Below are 24,548 nucleotides of genomic sequence, written 5' to 3' on the forward strand. Positions count from 1 at the left end.
GATTGCGTTGCAATGGAAAATTAAGAGGAACGACCCGGCTCATTTCTCACACAGACAGTCGATGCTCTATATCTTGCCGGAGTGCGCCCTGTTTGGTAAACATGTGCATTCGATTTGATCGCATGATTTTGGCAACTTGGACTGTTGGGGTGCTTGGCGGATGGATGGAAGCTCGTTTGCGGATATTGAGAAACTGGAGGCGGACCTTTGGTCGGCGGCGGATAATCTGCGGGCCAACTCGAAGCTGACTTCGAGCGACTACTTCATGCCTGTGCTGGGCATCATCTTTCTGCGTCATGCCGAAAATCGGTTCGATGTGGCGACTCGGCAAATCGAAGAGGACAAGGCCGCTGGTCGGATGCCGAAGCGGAAGGTCATCGACCAGGATTACGTTCGCCGAAGGGCGCTGCCGTTGCCGGACGAAGCACGTTTCGACTGGATCATGCGGATGGCGACCAGCGGTGAAAAGCCGTTGCCGGCGCTCGTGACCGATGCGATGCGGGCGATCGAGGAGAAATTTGATCCGCTCAAGGGCGTGCTGCCCAAGGATTACGGCATCTTTGAACCCCAGGTGCTCGAAGACCTGATGCGGCTGTTCAATAGCGAACAAATCCGCCAAGCCACCGGCGACGTGTTTGGTCGTATCTACGAATACTTCCTTGCTCGCTTTTCAATCCAGAAAGCCCACGATAACGGCGAGTTCTTTACGCCTTCTTCACTGGTGCAAATGCTGGTCAATGTCATCGAACCTGATCACGGCAAAGTCTTTGACCCGGCATGTGGTTCGGGTGGGATGTTCGTCCAGTCAAGCCACTTCATCGAACACGAAGGGGGCGACACAGCGAAGAAGGCGGTTTTCTACGGCCAAGAGAAGAACCCAGACACGATCCGAATCGCCAAGATGAATTTGGCTGTCCACGGGCTGACCGGCGAGATCGGCGAAGCGATCACGTATTACGAAGACCAACACAACTTGGTCGGCAGCGCGGACTTCGTGATGGCTAATCCTCCGTTCAACGTCGACTTGGTCGATGCCGAACGGATCAAGACCGATACCGATCGGTTGCCCTTCGGTCTACCAGGTGTTAACAAGCAGAAGAAGGTTTCCAACGGCAACTATCTTTGGATCTCCTATTTCTGGAGCTATCTGAACGAGAAAGGCCGTGCCGGATTTGTCATGTCGTCGCAGGCTTCCAGCGCCGGGCATGGCGAGAAAGATGTTCGTGAACGAATTGTCCGTACGGGCGATGTCGACGTGATGATGTCGATACGGTCGAACTTCTTTTACACCCGGTCGGTTCCCTGTGAGTTGTGGTTCTTTGATCGCGGCAAGCCAAAGGCTCAGCGTGATTCCGTCTTGATGGTTGACGCTCGCAACGTCTACCGCAAAGTAAATCGCAAGATCAATGATTTCGCACCCGAGCAAATGGCAAATCTGTCGTCGATTGTTTGGTTGTACCGAGGCCAGAAAAAACGGTTCGTCGCGTTGGTCCAGCGATACCTGCACTCGATCAATATCGAAACGCAAGGCTGCGAACCACTGCTGCAAGATTTGGAATCGACACTCGATAGCGTCAACGATAAGAAATCCACGTTCGTAAAAGAACTGAATAAGTCCAAGCTTGTCTCCGACGCAGAGAAGGATCCGATCCTCGCCGCCATCAAGGAGTTGCAAGAAGCCGATGCTGCCTACCGTAAGGATCGCCAATCGCTGTGGAAGGATATGGTCGCGTATGGCAAAGGCAAGAATGAAAAACCACCGGCGACGACCAAGCCCCAGCAGTCGGCGTTGGCGGCTTTCACTCCGCTCGCTGAGCGAACTCGCGGACTTGTTAAGCAAATTGATTTGTTGTGCAAGTTAGCAGGCCGGATCAACCCGTTGATCGCGTCGTTGTTGTCCGATGCCAGCGACGAAGTGAGAGAAGCACTGCCTTATGATCGCCGGGCGGTAAGCCGAGAGTTAAAACAACTGGACGAGGTTCGCAAATCAGCAATCGAGCAGTTGCGGCGTAGCGTCTACTTTCACCGGCAAGCGTCTTGGTTGCTAGAGCGATTTCCAGACGGAAAATTGGTCGACGTTGCTGGGTTAGTGAAGCTGGTCACCCTAGCCGAGATCGAAGCAGCGGATTGGAGTCTGACACCGGGTCGCTACGTCGGCGTCGCGCCAGCGGAAGTCGATGAGGATTTTGACTTTGAACAAACGATGCATGACATCCACGTCGAACTAGCTGATTTAAATTCGGAAGCAGTCGAACTGGCAGCCAAGATTCAAGCGAACTACGAGGAGATGGTCGTTTGAGCTGGACATTGAAAAAGCTCGACCAACTTGGTCATGTTTCTCGCGGACGGTCTCGCCATCGACCTCGTGACGCTGAACACCTCTATGGTGGGCCACATCCGTTCGTGCAGACGGGTGATATCAAGGCTGCCCAACTTTATCTTAGTACTTATTCGCAAAGCTACAGTGAAGCCGGTTTAGCGCAAAGCAAGAAGTGGCCTGTCGGGACGTTGTGCATTACGATCGCCGCGAACATTGCAGAGACAGCAATACTCGACATGGACGCATGTTTCCCAGACAGTGTCATTGGATTTGTCGCCGATGAGCGAGAATCGGATGTGCGGTTCGTTAAGTACAAGCTCGACTTAGTAAAACAAACTTTTAAACGTGTCTCCCAAGGGGCCGCCCAGGACAACTTGAGTCAACAAAAACTGGTTTCAATTCCGCTCTCAGTTCCCTCCGTAACGGAACAGCGTCGGATTGCAGACATTCTGTCCACTTACGACGACTTGATCGAAAACAATCGTCGTCGGATGGAGTTGCTGGAAGCATCGGGCCGGCAACTGTACGAGGAGTGGTTCGTCCGTCTCCGCTTCCCTGGGTACGAACACACAAAAATCTGTAATGGAGTCCCAAACGGTTGGGAACGACGAAATCTCTCGCAAGTCTGCGTTGCGGGAAACGGAATTCAAACGGGGCCGTTTGGTAGTCAGTTACACCAGGCGGACTACACGGAAGAAGGGTTTCCCGTTGTCATGCCCAAAGACATAAGCGGTACGCAAATAAGCACATCGACGATCGCGAGAGTCCCGGAAGAAATCACGGAGCGGCTTTCCAAGCATCGACTCCAGGACGGTGACATCGTTCTTGCACGTCGTGGCGACATCGGCCGAAAGTGCCTGATCACAGAACGAGAGAAAGGTTGGTTATGTGGAACCGGCTGTATGCGTCTTCGCACGGATCGGACAATTATCAGTCCGCGAATGCTCTTTAACATTCTTGGTCGAGACGATGTATCAGGTGAACTTAAGGCACGTGCAGGCGGCTCTATCATGCCAAACCTGAACCTCACAATTCTGTCAAATATTTCGGTTGTTGTCCCACCAGCCAATCTGCAAACGGTATTCGATGCATTGGTAGAACCAACACATAGGCAGATCAGCACCCTTGACGCTCAGAATCAGCAGCTTCGCTTGGCCCGAGACATCCTACTTCCCCGATTGATGAATGGGGATGTGCCGGTATGACTGGTAGCAACGCGTTTCCAGATCCTCCTGAATGGCTCGCAAAGTTGGATCCTGAACACTTTCCAGAGCTTTCGGCCCGCGATTGGCTTCATGGGTTGGGCATTGCGTTTGACATTGAATCGCAGCTTGATGCAATCCAATATCTGCTCCGCCGAAATGCTGAGACTGAGGCCGCCCACTCTGAACAAATCCGACTTGCCGAGGAGAAGGCAAAACGACTCTCCGGAATTTGGAACGATTACGCGACCGATGAGTATGTTTCACTGATGCATGAATCCGTGTATCAGGACGCCGCTCATAGCATGGCGGCAATCGGAATGCTTGCACCGTTCTTCGAGACTGTTTTCTTCCAGTGCTTCTTGGCGATTGGTACGAAGCTGGAATCGAGCGAAAAGGAAATGAGCAACCATTCACGCTGGCAAGATGCTGACAAGACGAAATGGGATTGCCATCTTGTCTTCAAGAACGGGCAGTCGCGTACAGATTTAGTACAGGGGATACTTCAGCTCGCTGATGCAGTTGGGGTTTGCGATCGCTTCCCCGGTGACTTAAAGCCGACGCTCGAAGCACTCTTTGGCTACCGGAACAAGATGTTTCATTGTGGCTTTGAGTGGCCGGTCGACGAACGCTCGAAATTTGCCAATCGGATCGCAAAGGAGAAATGGCCAGCGGAGTGGTTTTCTTCCGCGACCTTCGGCGGTGAACCTTGGGTGTTCTACATGACCAGCGAGTTCATCGAACATTGCCTGTCAACGATCGACTTGGTGTTGATTGCATTTGGAGAATTTGTGCGTGACGAATTGACGGATTCTCGCAGAAGGGATCTCCAATGACGTCATCCTCGAATACGTTTAGCCTTCCATGTTATCGCCAACTGCAGAAAGAGATGGGCGAACTGGATGCCATGGTCGAAATGACCGAACTTGCCGCGAGATACTTCGTCGCTGCCGCTGCCGATGACCGAAGCGTTAAAGACTTCGTCGCGGCGGCATCAAAAACCCACGGCGTGTGCGTCAATGTCTCCGAGCTTGCCTCGTTCCAAACACACCTGTACCGGCATCATATTGTCGTCGTCTACGAATCGGCCGACCGATTTCTCACGAACCTTCGTAGAGAACACCTTGATCTACTATCCCGCGAATATTCCGGGGACGCGAAGGGCATTGATAAATTATCGCTTGCGTTAAAGAACATGAAACGATCGACGCATGAGATGCAAAGGTTCGTCGGGAAAGACTTGATTTCTCGATTTCACTATTACCGAGCGGTTCGGAATTGGGTCCTTCACGAGGATCAATGCGTTGTCGAGAAAGTTGAGGCTGAGTTTGAAAACTTGACTCCATGGTCACCGGAGAACGAAAAGGAATACGAAAAGCTCACCGCACCAAACTCACCAGAAAAACTCTGCTTCGACGATTTCGTTTTGTTCAGTCGAATAGCGAAGACGATCGGAGAGCGTTTATCCCAAGCGTCAATTCCGCAAGGAGATGAGTGGTGTAGTGTTCTAGACGGGCACTCATCGATCTTCAAAAAGCTGGGAGGGAACACGACGCGAATACGAAAAAAGATTTCGGTCAACCTAAAGACCGTTTTTGGATTTGATACAACCACGGCGGACCAAATCGCGTTTGAGATAGAGCAGAAACATGATTCATTGATGTAATGGCAGCATGCCCCCCTCCAACTATGCACTCAGTGACGAGTGCCTGGCTGAAGGGGGACGATCGGGTTCGATTCCCGAGTGGATCACTTATTCAACGAGGGCTCACAGATGGCATTTACCGGAATCAACAGTGAAGACCGACTCGTCCAAGCGACGTTTGCGGACTACATGCGCGATCACCTCGGCTGGGAGAGCGTGTACGCGTTCAATACAGAAAAGTTTGGTCCTGGTGGTTCGCTGGGGCGGGCCGACGAGCGTGATGCGGTGTTGGCTCCTGATTTGAAAGCCGCAATCGCTCGGTTGAATCCGGACCTGCCCGAGGTTGCTCGCCAGCAGGCGTTCGACAAACTGACCCATGTCGATTTCTCTCGCACGATGGTCCAGCACAACCAGACGTTCTACGGTTATATCCGCGACGGCGTACCGGTGTCGTGGCGGGATGCGAAGGATGAAGAACAGCACGCCCACGCCCGCGTGATCGACTTTGCCGACGGAGAAACCGACGGTGCGCCGAACAATCGCTTCGTGGCGGTACGTGAATTGAAGGTGAAAGGACTCGGCGTGCCGCACTACAACCGCCGGGCCGATATTGTTTGCTACGTCAATGGTTTGCCGTTGGTCGTGATTGAGTTGAAAGCTGTCTATCGCAACATCCGGCAGGGTTTTGACGACAACTTGACCGACTACATGTCGAAGACGTCCATCAATCAATTGTTCCATCACAACGTGTTCGTCGTGGTCAGCAATGGCGACCGCGCCAAGTACGGTTCAATCACTAGCAAGTGGGAGCACTTTGCCGAATGGAAACGCAACGACGAGAAGCACAAAGGCGAACTTGACGCGAAGGTGCTACTCGATGGGATGTTGGAGCGAAAGCGTTTGCTGGACATCGTTGAGAATTTCATTCTGTTCGATGCCAGTCGGCCCGATGGCATCCGTAAAGTGGTGGCGCGGAACCATCAGGTTCTTGGCGTCAACAATGCAGTTGCGTCGGTGATCAAACAGGAGGAACTGAAAGAGTTGTTCCCGATCCAGCAGCGATTGCAATACCGCATGGCAACGGTAGAAATGCCCGAGCGGACGACCGATGGCAAGCTTGAATACTCGGAAACGGCTGATGCGACGATGCACGTCAGCGAATCATCGCCACGGACAATGGAGTTGCCGTTGGTGGAACGGGCGCACCCGGACTTGGGACGACTGGGGGTATTTTGGCACACACAGGGTAGCGGCAAGTCGTACTCGATGGCGTTCTTCGCCCAAAAGGTGCGACGGTGCGTGCCGGGCAATTTCACGTTTGTGGTGATGACGGATCGCGAAGACTTGGACGACCAGATCTTTCGGACGTTTGTGGGATGTGGCGTGGCAAACGACAAGACACCGCGGGCCGGCTCCGGCACAGAACTCAAAACGATTCTGAAACAGAACCATCGGTTCGTTTTCAGCTTGGTTCACAAGTTCAACCAAGACGTCAAACCAGATGAACCCTACAGCGACAGCGCGGACATTATCGTGATGTCGGACGAGGCTCACCGGACCCAGGCAGGCAAACTGGCCCGCAACATGCGTCTGGCGCTTCCGAATGCTTCGTTCATCGGATTCACCGGAACACCATTGTTCAAACGCGATCACATCACTCGGCGAATCTTTGGGACATACATCTCAAAGTACGACTTCAAGCGATCGCAGGAAGATCACTCGACGGTCCGTCTGGTTTACGAGAACCGTGGCGAGAAGTTGGGGCTCGCGAGATTGGACCTGAATGACAAGATCGCCGAAAAAGTCGAAGAAGCGGATTTAGACCAGGACCAAACTCGGTTGCTGGAAAAACTGCTCGGCCAGGATTACGAAGTCATCACATCGGATGATCGGCTGGACAAATTGGCCGACGATTTTGTCGAGCATTGCTCGATGCGTTGGCAGTCGGGCAAGGCGATGTTCGTTTGCATCGACAAAATCACCTGCGGCCGTATGTATGCCATGATTGAGCCTCGCTGGAATCGGCGAACGCAGGAGCTTCGCGACCAGATCCCGATCGCGGAGGCGCAGGTCGCGGCGACGAGCGATACGGATTTGAAGCAAAAGCGAGAGGAAGACTTGGCGGATCTTCGCGGGCGCATCGCATGGATGGAGAGCACACAAATTGCGATCAACATCAGCGAGGCTCAAAACGAAGTTCGAGATTTCGCGAAGTGGGGCTTTGACATCGTTCCGCATCGCGATTTGATCAAACGTGGTTTTACGGATGCCGGCGGCAAGAATCTGACGTTGGAAGATGCCTTCAAGAAGCCTGAACATCCCTTTCGCGTGGCGATCGTGTGCGCTATGTGGCTGACGGGATTCGACGTCGAGTGCCTGTCAACACTCTATATCGACAAGCCAATGAAGGCGCACACATTGATGCAGGCGATCGCTCGGGCAAACCGGGTTTATCCAGGCAAAGATTGTGGCGTGATCGTGGACTACAACGGAATGCTCAAAAGCCTCCGAAAGGCGTTGGCTCAGTATGCGGTGGGGGACGACGATGCTTTGCCGCCAGACGAGCTGGCTGAGCCGATTGAGAATCTGGTTGCGTCGTTGATAGATGCATTAGAGGTGATCGAGAAGTTCTTGGCCGATCTGGGTTTCGATGTCAATCGGTTCGCTGGTGCAAAAGGGTTTGTTCGGATCGCGGTGATCAGAGACGGAACGGACGCTGTTTGCGTGACGGATGAAACACGCAGTCGGTTTGAAATTATGGCTCGCGAGTTGTTCAGTCGGTTTCGAGCGTTGGTGACTGAGCCCAGCATTTATGCTTATGCCGAACGCCATGACAACATCGAGGCGATTTACAAGAAGCTGAGCGAGAAACGCGATACAGCGGATGTGACCGAGTTGCTAAAAGAGTTGCATCGAATCGTCAATGCAGCGATCCGAGCGGCCGGACCGGGCGACGACCACGCTGAGGGTCTGACCATCGACTTAAGCCAGATCGACTTTGAGAAGCTGAAGGAAGAGTTTGGGAAAGTTCCGAGAAAGAATGTCGCGCTTCAGGATATTCGCGATGTACTCGAAAAGAAGTTGGCTGCCATGCTGCGAACGAATCCGTTGATGATGGATTACTACCGCCGATATCAAGAAATCATTGCGGATTACAATCGCGAAAAGGATCGAACGACGGTCGAACAAACATTCGCGGCGCTGGTGGCGCTCGCTGGCAATCTCGACGACGAGCAGCGTCGTGCGGTTGAGGAAGGGCTTTCGCCGCAGGAGATGGCGATTTTTGATCTGTTAAAGCGTGACAAACTGACGAAGAAAGATCGTGAAAAGGTGAAGCAGGCCAGTCAGTCGTTGCTGTTGAGTATTCGCGTTCTTTTGGCCCCGATGGAGCATTGGACGCGGAACGCTCAAACACAGGCGGAGGTAGAGACGTCGATTCTCGATTGGTTGTTCGAGACACTACCACGACCGCCGTTCAGTGAAGACGAGACCAATGCGCTTGCCGGACGACTGTACGAGCATGTGTGGCAACAAAGCGAAGCAGGATTGTTGACGGTGGGGGCCGACCCGTCATGACCCGCCGCAAAAAGACTTTTGGTGAAGTGCTACGAAAAGCCCGAGATGGTCGCTACAGCGTGCGAAAGTTCGCCGATCTGTCCGGCGTCAGCCCAACGTACTTGTCGCAGGTTGAAAAAGGTAACGTGGCCCCACCCACGGCTGAGCGGGTCAAAGTCATGGCCGAGTTGCTTGATGCGAATCCGGATGAATGGACTGCGCTCGCTGGCCGCGTTCCCGACGATCTTCCGGCGATTATTCAAAGCCACCCGGTCGAAATGCCAGCCTTGATTCGGGAAGCAGATCAATTGACGGACCAACAACTGCAACAGGTCCGAATCCAAATCAGACGGCTAACTCAAACAACGGAGTGAGAGAATCAAGAACTTTTTGAAGACCGACTCATGGTTGATGAGCTCGCTATCCATCGGATTGCTGTTCGTGATTGCCGTAGGGGTCGCTTACCTGCTGCCAAGCCCGTACGGAATTTACGCATTTGTCGCGGGTGCGATTGTTCTCGCGCTGATGCTGTACTTCAACCCGAAGTACAGGTTCTTTCGTTTGGCGTCGAGTGTTGCGATATCATGGCTGGCCATCAGAAGTGTTCCCAATGTCGTCCTTGGCTCGTTCTCTGCTTGGTTTCCAGCCGTTGCTTCGATTGAGGGAGATGTGCCTTGGAGCTTTGATGTTGCCGCCGCCATCGTGACGTTGGGTTTGGCAGCGTTCGATAAGGATATTCGGTCCGGCGTATCACGCAACGGACCGGTGCTGATTCGATTGTTCACTTCGCAATCTTCGTCGGCAATTGGTCATCACAGTCAATCAGTAATAGTTGGCGACGTCACGGGTGACGGCAACAGTGTCACCATCGTCAATCGAGCCAGCGACGCGGGTTTCAACGCAAAGATCGACCAGTGCGCTGGATACCTGAAGGAGCGAAAACCCGACGTCGCTATCGTTTTATTAAACCAAATTCGACGCGACACATGGGACCAACTTACCGCAAGAGAGAAGTACCGGGTTGAAGCCAATCTGGGGCACGCACACAACCAGAAAGATGAGCTAGAAACGGCGGCCAAACATTTCCTAGAGGCAAGACGATATCAGCCAAACGAATCTGATGCAGCTGGTCTTGAAGCGATTGCTTATCACCTGCTCGGTGAGAGTAAGCGAGCATTAGAGCTTGCAAACGAAGTGCTGGCTGACAATCCGCGGTGCCTAGAAGCATTGGTCGTGAAGATTGCGTCGGCGAGCGAGCAGGTGCCAACAAAGAAGTTGGAAGAAGTTGTGCCCCCGGATTTGCTTCATGACCAGCAAGTTCTGTTTGCCCTTTGCTGTGCGGCGTCCATCCGACGCGAACTTGAGAATGCAGTCGAATATTCGCGTAAATTGCTTGCGAAAGCGCCAGATGACTTACAGTTCAAAATGAGCTTGGGTTCGGCTCTCGCAAATCTCGCGATTGATGGCCACGTCGGTCGGCGGGAAATCACGACGGTAGAGTGCGAAAGTCTTGCGAAAGAAACGATTGAATTGCTTTCCAACGTGCTAGCTTCCGAGGGCCAAACGCGATTGACCCGAGCTCATGCGTTTTACCATCGCGGACTTGCGCAAGAAGTTCTCAATAAGCCGGATCGCGCAGAAGCTGATCTTCGCGCAGGTGTTCAAGAACGTCCAGAGGACGGTGAATTAAACTACCAGCTTTGCGTCTTCCTGATCCGACATAACAAGTACGAGCAGGCAATTGAGCACTTCGATGAATCGAATTGCGACAGTTCGCGGATCGACCCAGGTCTATTGTTGTCGCGTCTACTTTTCTCCAGAAATACTCCTACAGATCGTGACCGTGCTGAGGAGCTTCTGATAGGCATACTGGACGCTGTTCCAGCACCTGACGAACGACTGACTTTTGAAGCGGTCGAGCTACTAGCACGTGAATTGGCGGAAGCCCAATACGAACCTCGAGCAAGAGACATCCTGCAACAGTATGCGTCGAGACTTGAGCAGGCGGCGCAGCAAAGCATCGCTGCCGAGATAGACCTTGTAACCGGGGAAGTAGAGTCGGCCAAGGCGAACGCAAAAGACGCATTCGACGCGTTGACATCAACGACTCCACCTGTAGTTAAGTATTTTTTGGGGAAGACCTTAGCGGATGTCGGATTGGATGACGAAGCAAGTCTTGTTTTAAGAGACGTTGTCGAAACTGCGAGCATTGACGCCGCAGCCGAACTTCTCTTGAAGACGGCTTGGAATTCTAGGGATTACGAATTTCTCCTCAGCTTCACGGCGAAGCTCCGCGACCTGGGAAGATCAACAGCCCAGTCAATGGAGCTAGAAATTCTCGCATTGGAGGCAGTTCGTGAATTTGACGACGCGATCGCTCGAATCAACGAATTCTTGGCTTCGCCGATTGATGACGGTTTTGCAAAGTACCTGCGTCTAAAACGAAGCTGGATTGGAAATTGGCTGGAAGACGAATCGTTGGTAACCTACGATCTGGCGATACTGCCTGGGCTCGAAGACTGCGGGGATAGTAAGAGCCTTTCCCTATCAGCCGTCTGTGGTGTCGCTCATCTGTTGGTCGAGGGGCCGAATCCGAATGACGGCTTTAGGCTGGCGTACCAATTAGTTCGACAACACTTCAACAACTCACTTGCGCATCAATGCTTGATTGGGGCATATCAGTTCGGGACAAAGACAAAGTTTCCCGTTCGATCCACGGTGGATGAAAACTGTGCGGTGGCAATCTCGAATGGCGCAACGAAGGAAATTCATTGGCGTGTCATCGAATCAGATGTTCCCATTGGCCCGTTGCAGGAAATCTCGAGAGAATCATTTCTAGCGCAGCAAATGATCGGCAAGTGCGTGGGCGATGTCATTCGATTGCGAGAAGATGATCTTCAAGAAGAAACCGGAACGATCGAAGCGATTCTTGATAAAGTTGAATACCGTGCTCGCGACTCAATAAATAACTGGACCTCGCGGTTCGGAAACGATGGTTTCCTGCGATCGTTTAGCTTCAAGAAGCCCAACGGCGAGCTTGACATTGACGCATTTTTTGAAGTTCAAAGGAAGCTTCACGAGCCAAACGAAAACTCGCTTCGGATCTATCAGAAAGACGTTCCGTCAGTTAGCTGGTTTGCGAGAGTAACGGGACGTTCACTCGTCGAGGCGATTGGTTTCTTGGCGGCCAGTTCTGATTGTCGAATCCAATGTTGCTCTGGTGATGTGGCCGAAAAACAAAAAGCCGATCAATTCATTGAATCCGATCGTGCGATTGTTTTGGCTCCATCGACTTTGGCGACGCTGTACCTGCTTTCTGCACATCGCAAGATTTCTCGTCTGCCCGCCGGTTGTATCGTCAGCGCAAGTGCATTGGATACTGTTCGTTCGCTTCGTAGGGATCCAAATTCTAGATTCCGCAGCAAACGCTTTGCCGGAATACGGTTTGGCAAACCTTGGGCAGAGGAGCGTACAGAAGAGCAAATTGCAAATGGCCTCGAGGAATTGTCCGCTTTCATCGCGTGGCTGCGCGAAAACGCAGTTGTCTGCGGTGGGAGGGGTATTCTATCGATTAACAGACAGGCTCGTGAACGATTGCGAGAGTTCTTCGGCACTGCCGCGGTCGAGTCTGTTGGTACGGCAATCGAGCAGGACGCGATTCTCTGTATTGACGATCCCTCAGTGACGCTTCTGGAAGTGGACCACACGCCAGTCGATCGCATCTGGACGTCAATGCTTCTGAAAAAGCTGAATCGTGCGAGCCTGTTAGATGATGATACCTATCGTGACTTTCTTCTCCAACTGATCGGGTGCGACTATCGGTTCATTCCGCTCGACCAAGCGATGGTGAACCGTGCAGGGGAGCGTGCCAAGTGGGACTCTTCAGACGCAATATTCAAGGCAGTTATCGAGTGGCTCAATCGATCCGGGGTTGTTCAAGCAGCACCGGCCGCCGCATTTATCATCCAGAGGACTTGGGAGGAAACCCAACTCGCAAACCTTCGAGCTGACGTGCTCTCGTCAGTTGTCCGTTCCTTAGCGAAGCGTCGTGACGGAATCGCGTCCCTCCGGCAACTGGATTCGCAAATTCGACGTGCGTTCCGCCTGCGACCAGATGCACTTCAACAGATTCGCAGTGCGATCCGCCGTGCAGAAGAGCTGGAGCTAGCTTCAAGTCCAATCATTTTGCCCGGTGACCCAGACTACTCGATTCCAAACTTCCGATTTAAGTAGCGGCTGCAGTCCTTTCAGAGTGCGCAGCGAATTTGCTCAAAACCAGAAAGTTCTTTTACTGGTGGACCAGACGTGTCACGAGCGTCGGCTTCAATGATCCGGACTGCCGAATTTGCTAGCAAAATTCTGGGTTGGGGGATTGTCTGGGTTTGGGGACACGGGATACTATGGTTGCAGTGTTTAGTGCACGCTACACACCGGAGGCCGGCGGATCGTGTTTTCGCGGGTTTCCAGGGGAGAAAGTGGTTGATGGAGATTGCCATGGTTTGGATGCAGTGGATTTTGGGCGACGGTTCGGCGGGGAGGCTTGCGCGATGACAAAGACTCGTGGTGCGAAGTCGTTTGGCGCGGTGCTGCGCGAGAAACGAATGGCGAAGAAGATCACGCTGCGCAAGTTCGCCGAGATGATCGGCGTGTCGGCAACTTATCTGTCGCAGGTCGAACAGGATCACTTCGCGCCGCCGACGGCGGATCGTGTCACGAAGATCGCCGAGCTGCTGGGCGAGGATCCCGACGAATGGATTCGGCGGGCCGATCGCGTGCCGGACGACGTGGATGTCATGGTCCGCCAACACCCCAAGGACATGCCCGAGCTGATGCGGTTGGCGACTGGGCTTTCACCCAAACAATTTGAAGTCATCAAAGAACAAATCCGGAAAATGAAAAAGCGGGGGAAGTGACGATGGTCGTTGATTTGTTGGCACAGGGAATCGAAGTGCCGCCGCTGTCGTCTCGCCAGATCGCTGCCGAGGCCGACGCGGTGCTGGCGGAGTACGCGAAGCGACTTGGGCCGATCACGAAACCGCCCATCGAAATCGAAGACGTCACGACATCGGTGCTGCCACTGACGTTCGGGTTCTCGGATCTCCAGAGCCAGCTTGGCGGTCGCGTTCACGGTGCGATCTGGTTCTCGCGGCAGCACATTCTGATCGACGACGCACTGAATCCAGATCGCTTTCCTGATCTTCTCGGTCGCTATCACTTCACGCTCGCCCATGAAATCGCTCACTGGCAGTTGCACCGGTTCTTGTTCTTGGACGAAGACGGGCATGCGGTGCTGTACGGTGACGATGAAATGCCGGACGTGATTTGTCGCAAGGATCACGCTCGACCATTGATCGAACGACAAGCCGATGAGTTCGCCGGTTGTTTGCTGATGCCGGAATGGTTGCTGAGGCCGGCGTGGCGTGGATTGACGGGCGGTGACGAGCCGATTTGCGACGGTCGTCTTCAAGAACTCGTCCCGGCCATCGAGCCAATGCGTTTCTTAATCGACACCGACGGAATCGAAGTCGAGCCGGATCCGATCCGTTTGATGCGTGAAGTGTTCTGCGAATCGCTGGCGCATCAATTTGCCGTATCGGACGAGGCGATGCGGATTCAGTTGGAGACATTGGGTTTGTTCACGGTGTAGGCGGCTTCACGGGTTTGTTCATGCTTCCGTTCCGGAGGCACTGATTTTGCCCCAAGTGTTTAGTGTGTAGTGTACGGTACGTTTTCGGAAAGGGGAAAGAGACGATGTCAACTGGGTTTAATCCGCGGAATGTTCTGCGGCAGACTTCCAACGGGTTGCTGGAGGAAATGTTCGGCGCGTTGAAGATTCCAATGGATGTCAATTGGTCCGAGGCAATCGAAACGGACGTGGAGCCAATTTTTCAGGCGTATCAGTCGTTGGAAGAGCCGACCAGGCAGAAGATCGAATTGCTGCTGCGTGACTTGCATTCGATGGTAACCGAGTCGGGACAACGTTCGATCTTTCAACAAGCGATCCAGGTTGGCGAGGAGGATTTCCTTGCGGAACTGGAACGATATGAGAGCCGATACGATGTCGCGATGCTGACCTATTTGGCGAAGCCGGATGTCTGGCAAGTGGCGACACGCTTCGCGGCAGCCGACCGTGTGATCGGTGGTCGTTCGTCCCAGCGGCGGATCAACCTTCCATCGGCAAAACCGCGAACTTCAACCCAGCACATGAAGTCGTTCTCGGGTGCCTTGTCAGCGTTCTATTCGGCTCATCAGGGACGCGGCCGGCAATGTGTGGCCGAATACTTGCTGCGCTGCGAGAACCTGCATTATGTCTTCGCGAGTCTGGACGACTATCGCAAAACGTTCATGAAGCTGATCGACGGCGGCAACGGGTTCAAGCGAGTTTGCGAAACTCATGTGTTTGAAAATGTGTTTGCCTACGACGAAGCGAATCATGTTCTCGACGTCTACGCGCTCGGCGGAAAACCGACAATTGGTCCGCTGCAAAAGATCTTCGCTCGCGAGTTCTTAGGGATCGAATTACCGCCGGAAGACCCCAATGCCGAGCCATTCACGTTGGGAGTGTTATTGAATCCAAAGTTCCGGTTTCCGACCGATCCCGAGGACGCCGTTCGCTCGGTCGTGATCGCAGCGGCTCGTGTATTGATTCTCGGCTCGAAAGAGAAGTTGCACTTCAATCCGAACGTCGACTTCGGACCAACCAGTTTTCAGCGAATGATCGAGCGATACATCCGGCAAGACAATTTGCCGCGGTCGATCATGCATATCGAACGCGTCGATCTGCGATTCCTGATGGAAAACGGTCACGAGTTCAGCCTGTCAATCACGCGGCCCAACCGTAGCACCATCAAATCGTTGGCGACACAAGATCGTCTGTTGGCTGAAAAGTACCTACGTCAGTGGGGGATCGACCTTGCGAGCGATTGTGACACTGTTTCGGTTGCTTGACCGAGGCGATGAACCGCTGGTGGATTGCGATACGCTTCGATTGCTGGGCGGTTGCGATCCAGACGCACTGGTTCGATCCGGCGTGTTGGTGCCGGCCGAGCCAACGATGAGGCTGCACGCAACTTGCGGACAGTGCAGTGTCCACGATGTGGTTCGTGTTCCGCGATCGACTGGCGATGAGTTTTACGAAGTGTGCCCCTTCGAGGGAGCCGACTTGGTTGAGAAGGAGCGATTGCGGCAATGGGCGGTCGACGGTCGGGCGATCGCGGAATTGCTGGCCTCGGCGATGCCCAATGGCGGTTCGGCCGAAACGTTGTTGCCGGGTGCGGCGTGGCGAATTGGCGAGGTGCAAGTTGGCGGTGAGTCGTTTCCCATTGTCTTGACGACGACTCGATCAGCGTCACGGCTGGCAGATCGAAGCGGCGCGTCGCGAATGATTTTGATTGGCGATGAGCTTCCTGGCGACGGTTTTGCAGGAAGGCTGAGTATTACTGAGGCTTTTGCTATTTCCTCGGAACGCATCAGGTCGCGACCGGATCGTTTCTCACAAGTCTTGCCATTATCGAGCGTGCCGCTGGGGAATGCGTTCTATCGCAAAGGTCAGATGTGGGTCGTGCGGTTTGCGGGGCAGGAGACGTATCTCGAAAACAATGTCGGACCACTCTACATCGCTCGGCTGTTGGCGACGCCCAATCGAGCGGTACCGGCGGTCACGTTGTTGGCCAGTCGCATCGGAATTGACGAGCGGAAGCTGATTGGGTCGTCCGGCGAATTGACGGATGAAGCGGCAGTGGACGAGTGTCGCGATCGGTACCACGAACTGATGCGCGAGATTGCCGAAGCGAAAGCGAACCATGATTTGGGTTGGCTGGAAAAGCTGCAATCCGAACAAGACCAATTGGCGCTGCACTTCGCATCAGTATTGGGCAAGGGTGGCAAGCCTCGCGAAGTTGGCGACATCAAGAAGGTGAGCCAATCGGTTTCGGTCGGCATCAAGCGAACACTTGAGGTTCTCGACACGGAATTGAAACCGCTGGCCGATCATCTGCGAGCGCACCTAAGTCGCGGTGTCTGTCCGATCTATTCACCGTCAACCGACATCGACTGGTTGGTTTGAATTTCTCCCCACGGCGAAGGCCACAATTCCCAATTCCCGTTTGCAGAGGCGAACATGAGCATCAAGGAACGAATCCAAAAAGCATTGAAACAAGAGTCTGGGCTTCGGTTGTCTGCCGCCGAAGTTCAGAGCCTCGCGTCCGTACTGCATGTGAAGTTTCCGGTGACTCGCCGATGGCGACGTAAACCCTCGCCTTCCAAAGAGCCATTGGCAGGCCAGGTGCGATTTATGTGCAGGGCCGATTTGGAAAGTGTGGTGGCCATTGACGACGCTGCCACGGATGACGCTTGGGGCAAAGACGACTACATCCAGCACATGAGTCAACGGATAGTTGTCGCGAAGGTGATCGAACGCCCCGGTCGGGGGCGTCGTGCCCGCACCATCGTTGGCTCCCTTGTTTACGAGCGGCATCAGACATGGATAGACCTCAAACGGATTGTGGTCGGCACCGAATATCAACTGCACTCCTTTGGAAGGCAATTGATCGCAACGTTGCAAAGCAATCTGAACAAGAGGTCGCTGACCCACATTTGGACCACGATTGATGAACGCAACCTTCCCTTGATGCTGTTCTTTCGATCGGTTGGGTTCACTGCGGTCGAGGCCCACGAAGGCAAGATCGTCATGGAGTACTACTGGGACGGTGAGCCACGACCGTATCGAAGCGAATTGGATTGCCGGTCAGCAACCCAGACATGGCAATCCGAGGTTCACGGCGACGACGAAGAAACCGGTGGACTAAAAGTCTGAGAATATTCTTGGGCGACTCCAAATGTCGCTCGGCGACTTGAGAAGTCGCGGCACGTCTTCGCTGTGAGGACGTGACGAACGAACCTCGCCGGCCGCCTGCGTTCTTTTCGTGACATGGCTTGTCGCGACGCAGCTTCTTTGCGGTCCGTGCGACTCGCTCGCATCACGGGATGCCTCCAGCCGGAGACAACCATGAGTGCGAATACTCAAGCAGACGGCAATCGGCTCGGCGAAGAGATTCTCAACGATTTCGCGATGAAGACGGCGCGGATCAAGGCCGAGCAACTCCATCGGCGACCCGAATTCAGGGACTGTGACGCGGAAGACATCGGCCAAGAGTTGCTGATGTATTTGATCCAAAAAGCCGACAGCTACGACCCGTCGCGATCGAAGTTGAACACGTTCATCAATCGAGTCATCAACTCGGGCGTGCGTGAATTGTTGCGATCAAAGAAACGCCACAAACGGCATCCCATCGGCGACGGCGTGCAAATGCAATCATTTGAAACGCCCGTCGACACCGTGGATGAAACCTTCGCGACGCTGGGCGGCGAGATTTGTGACGAGGACCAGGGCCGGCGATCGCAGTCGTCTTACAGCGATCCGTTCGACGCGATCGACGATGCGGATGCGTTGGAGGTTGCGATGCAGAAGATGCCCGCGGAATTGCGGCAGGTCTGCGAGCACCTGCGTTGTCATTCCATGAGCAGCACGATGGAAAAGTTTCGCCTGCCGCGTCGGCGATTCAACGCGATGCGCGTGGAGATTGCCGAGCACTTGAAAAAGCACGACGTGACCAATTTCTAAGTTTGGCGTGCAAGGCGACCAAATCACGGCATAGGTAACCAGGGGCGGCCAACGGGGCGTCGGAACATCAAACCTCCTACCCACCGGATTAGCGAATGAGTGATTTGGACATCGAACGCCGTGTGGCGCTTTCATTGGCGGTCGGCCGTTACCTGCGATCGGCCGACCGCTTCAACCAAGCGTCGCGAGATTTTACCGGAGCGTGCAAATCGCTCCGCAAGCAACTGGGTACCAACCAACGTTTCGTCGCCCAGATTGATTTCAAGCACTACCTCGTGACCAGTGATCGCGACGGCAACTTCGATGTCGAAGCGATCCCAACTCTGTAACTCCAACCATCTCAGCCATTCAACCAAGGAACTATCCAACCCATGACCAACTTACTCGAAACCATTCAATCCGGCCGACAATCGAAACCGCCTCGCGTTTTGCTGTACGGTGTCGAAGGCATCGGCAAATCGACCTTCGGCAGCGAAGCCCCCAAACCGATCTTCATTCAAACCGAAGACGGACTCGACGAAATCGAATGTGATCGCTTTCCGCTGGCGACGAAATTCGATGACGTCATCGCAGCTCTGAAGACGCTCGTCAACGAAAAGCACGACTACGAAAGCGTCGTGATCGACTCGCTTGATTGGCTGGAGCGTCTCGTCTGGGACAAGCTCTGTCTACAGTATGCCGTCGAGTCGATCGAAAAGGTCGACGGCGGGTACGCTCGCGGTTACATGCACGCCCTCTCCCTGTGGCGTGAAGTATTGGACCTTCTCAATGTGCTGCGTTCGCGTGGCATGGTGACGGTCTTGATCGCGCATTCCAAGGTCGAACGTTTCGAGGATCCCGAGTCCTCACCCTACGACCGCTATTCCCCGCGACTGCACAAGCACGCCGCGGCCCTTGTGAAGGAATGGTGCGACGCCGTGCTGTTCGCGACTCGAAAGATGCGGACGCAAAGCGAAGACGGTGGTTTTAACCGCAAACGCACCATCGCTCACGCGATTGGCAAGGACGGTGGTGAGCGAATCGTGCGTGCTTATGGATCGCCCAGTTGCGTTGCCAAGAATCGCTACGGCATCGCAGAAGAATTGCCGCTCTCGTGGTCGGCGTTCGTGACAGCGATGTCGGCTAACTGAACGATACAACCAATTTCCCTTTCTACAGACTCCAGACGAAGGAACACAAACGAACCATGGCAAATCTCAACGGCTTTGATGCCAACACTGTCGAACCAGCCGACGACCTCGAACCGATTCCCGCTGGTAAATACGTCGCGGTCATCACCGACAGCGAAATGAAACCCACGAAGTCTGGCACGGGCAACTACCTGCAGTTGACGTTTCAGATCGTGGAGGGCGAGTACGCAAACCGTCTTCTCTGGGTGCGTCTCAACCTCGACAACCCCAACGCGACCGCGGTGGAAATCGCCCGGCGGGAGTTGTCTGCGATCTGCCGGTCGGTTGGCGTCTTGGTGCCAACCGACTCGGCGGACTTACACAACTTGCCTTGTGTGATTCACGTGCGAGTCAAACGTCGCAACGACACGGGCGAGTTGCAAAACGAAGTGAAGGGCTACTCGAAGAAGGACGCCGTCGCTCAGCCGATCGCCGCGTCGCAAGTGAGCGGCACGGGCGACCAGGCCACGTCCCCACCTTGGAAGCGTTAACCGCCCGACAGCTTCCAAGGAACGGCACCCAGTCAGCAATGGATTGTTGGCTGGGTGTTTTTATTCGCTCGTTGAACATCGAAATAAGCCACCATGATCAGACTCACGTTGCCCTATCCGCCTTCAGTCAATCACTACTGGCGACACGTTGGCAATCGCGTGTTGATCAGCAAGGAGGGCAGAAAGTATCGAGCAGCGGTTAGCTCGCTGCTGAATCGCAAGAACGTCGAAACGCTCACTGGCGACTTGATCGTCGACATCGTCGTCTATCCGCCTGACCGACGCCGGCGTGATGTCGATAACTGCCTGAAGGCGATGTTGGACTCGATGCAGTGGGGCGGTGCGTACGAGGACGACAGCCAGATTGTGCGGTTGACGATCGAGAAACGGGAGCCGGCACCGAAAGCGGGCAACGCCGAAGTCATCATTCAGCGAATTCCAGCACCCATCGGGAAAGCCGGCTTTCGCTCATGCTTGCGCTGCGACGAGGCCTTTGTTTCAACGGGACCGGGCAATCGCATCTGCGAGAGCTGCACGTTCATCAACGACCTACTGCCATCGTCGCTGCCTATTGAGCGAGGTAGCAAACGGCACAACGGGGAGTTGATGTGATGAAGTTGCGTTCCTACCAGCAAGCCGCGGTCGATGCGGTCTACGAACACCTGCGAAACCGTGACGACAACCCCGTCGCGGTTTTGCCAACGGGTGCGGGTAAGAGTCTCGTGCTGGCAAAGATTGCGTCCGACGCTGTTCAGCAATGGAACGGTCGCGTATTGATCCTGGCTCACGTCAAAGAGTTGCTCGAACAGAACGCCGATAAGGTGCGCCGGCTGTGTCCCGACATCAAGGTCGGTCTGTATTCCGCCGGCCTGAAGAAACGCGACACGAACACGCCGGTTCTTGTTGCCGGTATTCAGAGCATCTACAAGCGAGCGTGTGACCTCGATCCGTTCGATTTGATCGTCGTCGACGAAGCCCATCTGATTTCAAAGAAGGGCGACGGCATGTATCGGCAATTCCTGGCCGACTGCAAAGTCATCAATCCGAACGTCCGCGTGATCGGCTTGACCGCGACGCCATTCCGCCTCGACTCGGGCATGATCTGCTCGCCTGAGCACTTCTTGAATCAAGTCTGTTACGAGATTGGCATCAAGGAATTGATCCGTGACGGGTACTTGAGTCCGTTGATCTCCAAAGCCGGCGTGAATCGAGCCGACTTTGGCGGCCTTCATCTCCGTGCCGGCGAGTTCGTCAGCGAAGAAGTGGAGTCTTTGGTCAACGACGACGCCCTCGTGTCGGCCGCGTGTGCCGAGATTGTTGAGCTGACGGCCGATCGCCGGGCGGTTCTTATCTTCGCGTCGTCCGTCGCACACGGGCGGCGTGTGGTCGAAGTGTTGCGGGAAAACCACGGTATCGAGTGTGGCTTCGTGACCGGCGAGACACCAGCGGTTGAACGAGACGAATTGTTGGCTCGTTTTCGTGGCGATGCTACGACATCGTTAATTGAAACCGAACCGCTACGATTCCTTTGCAATGTAAACGTACTCACCACCGGGTTCGACGCACCTCGCGTCGATTGCGTGGTGATGCTGCGTCCGACCATGTCACCCGGATTGCTCTACCAATGCGTCGGCCGCGGTTTTCGCTTACACCCCGACAAACAGGATTGCCTCGTCCTCGACTTTGGCGGCAATATCGAACGCCATGGACCGATCGACCAGATCAAACCAAAGGAAAAAGCCAAACGTCCGGACCAAGGTCCACCAGCAAAAGAATGCGAGAAGTGTCACGCCCTGGTCGCATGTGGCTATGCCAACTGTCCCGAGTGCGGTCATCCGTTCCCGCCACCCGAGCGAGAAGCCCATGACGCCGAGGCTAGCGAGGCCGGCGTGTTGTCTGGTGAAGTGACCGACACCGAGTACGACGTCCAAGACATCATCTATCGCATCCATCGCAAACGCGATGCCGACGAAGACGCACCTCGCTGTTTGCGTGTCGACTACATGATCGGACTGAATCTTTGGCAAAGCGAATTCATTTGCATCGAGCACTCTGGCTACGCACGTCGCAAAGCTGAAGCGTGGTGGCGTGATCGGTGCCTGGATCCTTGTCCGAACAGTGCAGAAGAAGCCCTCGACATCGCCGACGCTGGTTTCCTCGCAGCGACCGAAACGCTGACAGTCCGCTCAATCGCCGGCCAGAAATACGATCGCATCATCAAACAGACGCTCGGCGAGATCCCAAACGCAGCATTGGAAGAGGCACCCTTTTGATGGCCGATGTGCGGGAGCAAGTCGCGATCTATCGCCAGCGTGGCTGGTACTGCGTGCCGCTGCGCCCGCGATCGAAGTCGCCGGCGCGGCGTGACTGGACCAATTTACGATTGAAACCCGAAGTCTTTCCCGAGCAGGGTAATATCGGCATCATTCTTGGCGAACCGTCAGGGTGGCTCGTTGACGTTGATCTGGACTGCGACGAAGCGATCGAGCTTGCGGACAGCTATCTCCCGCCGACGCCAGCGATCACCGGCCGGCCGTCAGCCCAACGATCGCATCGTTGGTACATGGCAGTTGAAGCGACGACCGAGAAACACGCCGATCCAAATAACGGTTCGATGATTGTCGAGCTGCGATCCACCGGAACTCAAACAGTCGTCGGCCCCAGCATCCATCCCGAAGGCGAAACCTACGATGTTCTCGAAAGCGAACCTGCAACCGTCCCCGCACCAATGTTGGCTGCGTGCGTGAGAGCACTCGCCGACGCGGTGATCGCCAAGCGTGGTGTGCCGGTATCAATCAAGCAGCCGACCTCATCGACGCGGTCTGCTTCGGATGGTGATGTCGAGGCCCGAGCCATTGCCTACTTGAATGCCATGCCGCCGGCGATTGCGGGCAGCAGCGGTCACTCGCAAACGTTCGCCGCCGCGACAGCGCTGGTTCACGGTTTTGGCATCGAACCGGATCGTGCCCTGGCGATTCTCGCTGCCGACTACAACCCACGATGTTCGCCGCCCTGGTCCGATCGCGAACTCCAACACAAGATCAACCAAGCCGCCATCAAATCTCACGACCGGCCGTTTGGTTGGCTCCGCGATGACGGTCCGATCGAAACGGCAAGCGACGTCGATCTGTCCGGTTTCATGACGATGCCAAAGGTGGCCGTTTCCGAAGAGAATAAACAGTCGTCCAAATTCACAGGCATGGCTGATCCTGGAATGTTGCCTGAGCGGTTGTTTGAAGTTCCCGGATTCGTTCGCCGCGTCATGGATTTTTCGCTCGCCAACGCACCATATCCGAACATCGGGCTCGCGTTCTGCGGCGCGATGGCGTTGCAATCGTTCCTGGCCGGTCGCAAAGTTGCAACGACTGGCGATCTTCGCTCAAACCTCTACTTGCTCGCGCTCGCCGGCAGCGGAACAGGCAAGGAATTTCCTCGAAAGGTGAATTCGCAAGTCCTGTTTCAGATCGGCGAGGCCAGTTCGATCGGCGACAAGTTCGCGTCGGGCGAAGGCATCCAAGACGCCCTCGTCCGCAGCGGTCGCATGCTGTTTCAAAACGACGAAATGGACGGCGTACTGCGGCAGATCAATCTCGACCGCGAAAACAGCCGCGAGTCAATTCCGAACATCTTGCTGACGCTGTACACGTCGGCCGGTGACGTCTATCCGATCCGCGTGAAAGCAAACCAGAAAGAGGCACAGCATGTCGATCAGCCGCACCTGACGTTGTTCGGCACCGCGACGCCTCAATACTTCTACGAGTCGTTATCGAAGCGAATGTTGACCAATGGGTTCTTTGCTCGGCTGAATATCATCGACGTCGGCAAGCGTGGTAAAGGCCAGACGCCCGGATCGGCAAGAGATGTTCCCGAGGAGGTTTTGGAGATCGCGAAGTGGTGGGCGGACTTCGAGCCTGGCAGTGGCAACTTCATGAAGTTCCATCCCAAACCACTCCGCGTCGTATTCTCGCCGGAAGCGGAAACCGCGATTACGGAATTGCGTGAACAAACCGAAGTGGAATACGACAAGGCCGACGACGCCGGTGACGAGGTGGCGCGTGCCGCTTGGAGTCGGACGTGCGAGCATGCCAAGAAGCTGGCGTTAATCTACGCGGTCAGTGAAAACCATCTTCAGCCGATGATCACGATTGATGCCGTGCGTTGGGCCAGCGAGTTTTCGCTGCACCAAACCCGCCGGCAACTTTACCTCGCATCGGTTCACGTCGCCGAGAATCCGTTTCACGCCGAGTGCTTGAAATTCAAGAAACGTCTCGCCGACCGACCCAACCACACCATGGCTCGTCGTGAAATGATGCGTTCGATGACGTTGAAGGCAAGCGACTTCGATCAAATCGTACAGACGCTGATGCAGCAGGAAGACATCGAACCGGTCACGATTGAAACGCGAACCAAACCGGCGTCGGGCTATCGCCTCACCACGGTGCCAGATCTGCCCAAACAATCCGTCAGTCAATCCGTCAGCGATGATGCCGACGATTCTGACGCGTTGACGACCAAAGCGACCGATTCGACCCCGGAATGACCGA

General features: G+C 54.7%; 19 protein-coding genes. All 19 read left to right on the top strand.

The features are described from left to right. Positions 1-160: 160 nt before the first annotated feature. The 19 genes from ABD971_RS03565 to ABD971_RS03655 all read left to right on the top strand — a co-directional run bounded on the left by ABD971_RS03565 (position 161) and on the right by ABD971_RS03655 (position 24,544). Entirely contained in the window at positions 161-2,299 is a 2,139-nt protein-coding gene (locus tag ABD971_RS03565; protein ID WP_345319468.1) for a type I restriction-modification system subunit M, read from the top strand. Beyond that, a complete protein-coding gene (locus ABD971_RS03570) occupies positions 2,296-3,525 on the top strand; it encodes a restriction endonuclease subunit S (RefSeq protein WP_345319470.1) in 1,230 nt (409 codons plus the stop codon). The genes ABD971_RS03565 and ABD971_RS03570 overlap by 4 nt, the downstream gene beginning before the upstream one ends. Then, entirely contained in the window at positions 3,522-4,358 is an 837-nt protein-coding gene (locus ABD971_RS03575; protein ID WP_345319472.1) for a hypothetical protein, read from the top strand. Before ABD971_RS03570 ends, ABD971_RS03575 begins: the two co-directional genes overlap by 4 nt. Then, positions 4,355-5,188 carry a hypothetical protein gene (locus ABD971_RS03580; protein WP_345319475.1) on the top strand — a complete coding sequence of 278 codons (834 nt, stop codon included), beginning with the start codon at positions 4,355-4,357 and terminating at the stop codon, positions 5,186-5,188. Before ABD971_RS03575 ends, ABD971_RS03580 begins: the two co-directional genes overlap by 4 nt. Positions 5,189-5,296: 108 nt before the next feature. Further along, positions 5,297-8,743, top strand: coding sequence for a type I restriction endonuclease subunit R (locus ABD971_RS03585; RefSeq protein WP_345319477.1), 3,447 nt, complete (start codon positions 5,297-5,299; stop codon positions 8,741-8,743). After that, the gene (locus ABD971_RS03590) at positions 8,740-9,096 is read left to right on the top strand and encodes a helix-turn-helix domain-containing protein (RefSeq protein WP_345319479.1); all 357 of its coding nucleotides are present in this window, start codon (positions 8,740-8,742) and stop codon (positions 9,094-9,096) included. Before ABD971_RS03585 ends, ABD971_RS03590 begins: the two co-directional genes overlap by 4 nt. A 67-nt stretch (positions 9,097-9,163) precedes the next feature. Next, positions 9,164-12,955, top strand: a complete 3,792-nt coding sequence (locus tag ABD971_RS03595; RefSeq protein WP_345319788.1) for a tetratricopeptide repeat protein — start codon at positions 9,164-9,166, stop codon at positions 12,953-12,955. Positions 12,956-13,230: 275 nt separating this feature from the next. Further along, positions 13,231-13,635, top strand: coding sequence for a helix-turn-helix domain-containing protein (locus ABD971_RS03600; protein WP_345319791.1), 405 nt, complete (start codon positions 13,231-13,233; stop codon positions 13,633-13,635). A gap of 2 nt (positions 13,636-13,637) precedes the next feature. Further along, a complete protein-coding gene (locus ABD971_RS03605) occupies positions 13,638-14,369 on the top strand; it encodes an ImmA/IrrE family metallo-endopeptidase (RefSeq protein WP_345319481.1) in 732 nt (243 codons plus the stop codon). 104 nt (positions 14,370-14,473) lie between these two features. Further along, positions 14,474-15,670 carry a hypothetical protein gene (locus tag ABD971_RS03610; protein WP_345319483.1) on the top strand — a complete coding sequence of 399 codons (1,197 nt, stop codon included), beginning with the start codon at positions 14,474-14,476 and terminating at the stop codon, positions 15,668-15,670. Next, positions 15,648-16,787, top strand: coding sequence for a hypothetical protein (locus ABD971_RS03615; RefSeq protein ID WP_345319485.1), 1,140 nt, complete (start codon positions 15,648-15,650; stop codon positions 16,785-16,787). The genes ABD971_RS03610 and ABD971_RS03615 overlap by 23 nt, the downstream gene beginning before the upstream one ends. Before the next feature lie 54 nt (positions 16,788-16,841). Beyond that, a complete protein-coding gene (locus tag ABD971_RS03620) occupies positions 16,842-17,537 on the top strand; it encodes a GNAT family N-acetyltransferase (protein ID WP_345319487.1) in 696 nt (231 codons plus the stop codon). 192 nt (positions 17,538-17,729) lie between these two features. Next, positions 17,730-18,344, top strand: coding sequence for a sigma-70 family RNA polymerase sigma factor (locus tag ABD971_RS03625; RefSeq protein WP_345319489.1), 615 nt, complete (start codon positions 17,730-17,732; stop codon positions 18,342-18,344). A 95-nt stretch (positions 18,345-18,439) separates the two neighbouring features. Beyond that, positions 18,440-18,673 carry a hypothetical protein gene (locus tag ABD971_RS03630; protein WP_345319491.1) on the top strand — a complete coding sequence of 78 codons (234 nt, stop codon included), beginning with the start codon at positions 18,440-18,442 and terminating at the stop codon, positions 18,671-18,673. A gap of 42 nt (positions 18,674-18,715) precedes the next feature. Then, on the top strand, positions 18,716-19,474 hold the full coding sequence (locus ABD971_RS03635) for an ATP-binding protein (RefSeq protein ID WP_345319493.1): 759 nt from the start codon (positions 18,716-18,718) through the stop codon (positions 19,472-19,474). Between the two features lie 56 nt (positions 19,475-19,530). Beyond that, on the top strand, positions 19,531-20,004 hold the full coding sequence (locus ABD971_RS03640; RefSeq protein WP_345319495.1) for a DUF669 domain-containing protein: 474 nt from the start codon (positions 19,531-19,533) through the stop codon (positions 20,002-20,004). 93 nt (positions 20,005-20,097) lie between these two features. Continuing rightward, the gene (locus tag ABD971_RS03645; protein WP_345319497.1) at positions 20,098-20,616 is read left to right on the top strand and encodes a RusA family crossover junction endodeoxyribonuclease; all 519 of its coding nucleotides are present in this window, start codon (positions 20,098-20,100) and stop codon (positions 20,614-20,616) included. Then, entirely contained in the window at positions 20,616-22,277 is a 1,662-nt protein-coding gene (locus ABD971_RS03650) for a DEAD/DEAH box helicase (RefSeq protein WP_345319499.1), read from the top strand. Before ABD971_RS03645 ends, ABD971_RS03650 begins: the two co-directional genes overlap by 1 nt. Then, on the top strand, positions 22,277-24,544 hold the full coding sequence (locus tag ABD971_RS03655) for a bifunctional DNA primase/polymerase (protein WP_345319501.1): 2,268 nt from the start codon (positions 22,277-22,279) through the stop codon (positions 24,542-24,544). Before ABD971_RS03650 ends, ABD971_RS03655 begins: the two co-directional genes overlap by 1 nt. The last annotated feature ends 4 nt before the right edge of the window (positions 24,545-24,548 follow it).

Origin of the sequence: Novipirellula rosea, assembly GCF_039541335.1 — a bacterium.
In the GTDB taxonomy this organism is placed as follows: Bacteria; Planctomycetota; Planctomycetia; order Pirellulales; family Pirellulaceae; genus Novipirellula; species Novipirellula rosea.

What these genes read in the sequence shown, in the direction of transcription:
- ABD971_RS03590 (WP_345319479.1), top strand. Translation starts at nt 8,740, where the DNA reads ATGACCCGCCGCAAAAAGACTTTTGGTGAAGTGCTACGAAAAGCCCGA.
- ABD971_RS03655 (WP_345319501.1), top strand. Translation starts at nt 22,277, where the DNA reads ATGGCCGATGTGCGGGAGCAAGTCGCGATCTATCGCCAGCGTGGCTGG.
- ABD971_RS03605 (WP_345319481.1), top strand. Translation starts at nt 13,638, where the DNA reads ATGGTCGTTGATTTGTTGGCACAGGGAATCGAAGTGCCGCCGCTGTCG.
- ABD971_RS03625 (WP_345319489.1), top strand. Translation starts at nt 17,730, where the DNA reads ATGAGTGCGAATACTCAAGCAGACGGCAATCGGCTCGGCGAAGAGATT.
- ABD971_RS03565 (WP_345319468.1), top strand. Translation starts at nt 161, where the DNA reads ATGGATGGAAGCTCGTTTGCGGATATTGAGAAACTGGAGGCGGACCTT.
- ABD971_RS03630 (WP_345319491.1), top strand. Translation starts at nt 18,440, where the DNA reads ATGAGTGATTTGGACATCGAACGCCGTGTGGCGCTTTCATTGGCGGTC.
- ABD971_RS03640 (WP_345319495.1), top strand. Translation starts at nt 19,531, where the DNA reads ATGGCAAATCTCAACGGCTTTGATGCCAACACTGTCGAACCAGCCGAC.
- ABD971_RS03635 (WP_345319493.1), top strand. Translation starts at nt 18,716, where the DNA reads ATGACCAACTTACTCGAAACCATTCAATCCGGCCGACAATCGAAACCG.
- ABD971_RS03620 (WP_345319487.1), top strand. Translation starts at nt 16,842, where the DNA reads ATGAGCATCAAGGAACGAATCCAAAAAGCATTGAAACAAGAGTCTGGG.
- ABD971_RS03645 (WP_345319497.1), top strand. Translation starts at nt 20,098, where the DNA reads ATGATCAGACTCACGTTGCCCTATCCGCCTTCAGTCAATCACTACTGG.
- ABD971_RS03575 (WP_345319472.1), top strand. Translation starts at nt 3,522, where the DNA reads ATGACTGGTAGCAACGCGTTTCCAGATCCTCCTGAATGGCTCGCAAAG.
- ABD971_RS03585 (WP_345319477.1), top strand. Translation starts at nt 5,297, where the DNA reads ATGGCATTTACCGGAATCAACAGTGAAGACCGACTCGTCCAAGCGACG.
- ABD971_RS03580 (WP_345319475.1), top strand. Translation starts at nt 4,355, where the DNA reads ATGACGTCATCCTCGAATACGTTTAGCCTTCCATGTTATCGCCAACTG.
- ABD971_RS03650 (WP_345319499.1), top strand. Translation starts at nt 20,616, where the DNA reads ATGAAGTTGCGTTCCTACCAGCAAGCCGCGGTCGATGCGGTCTACGAA.
- ABD971_RS03610 (WP_345319483.1), top strand. Translation starts at nt 14,474, where the DNA reads ATGTCAACTGGGTTTAATCCGCGGAATGTTCTGCGGCAGACTTCCAAC.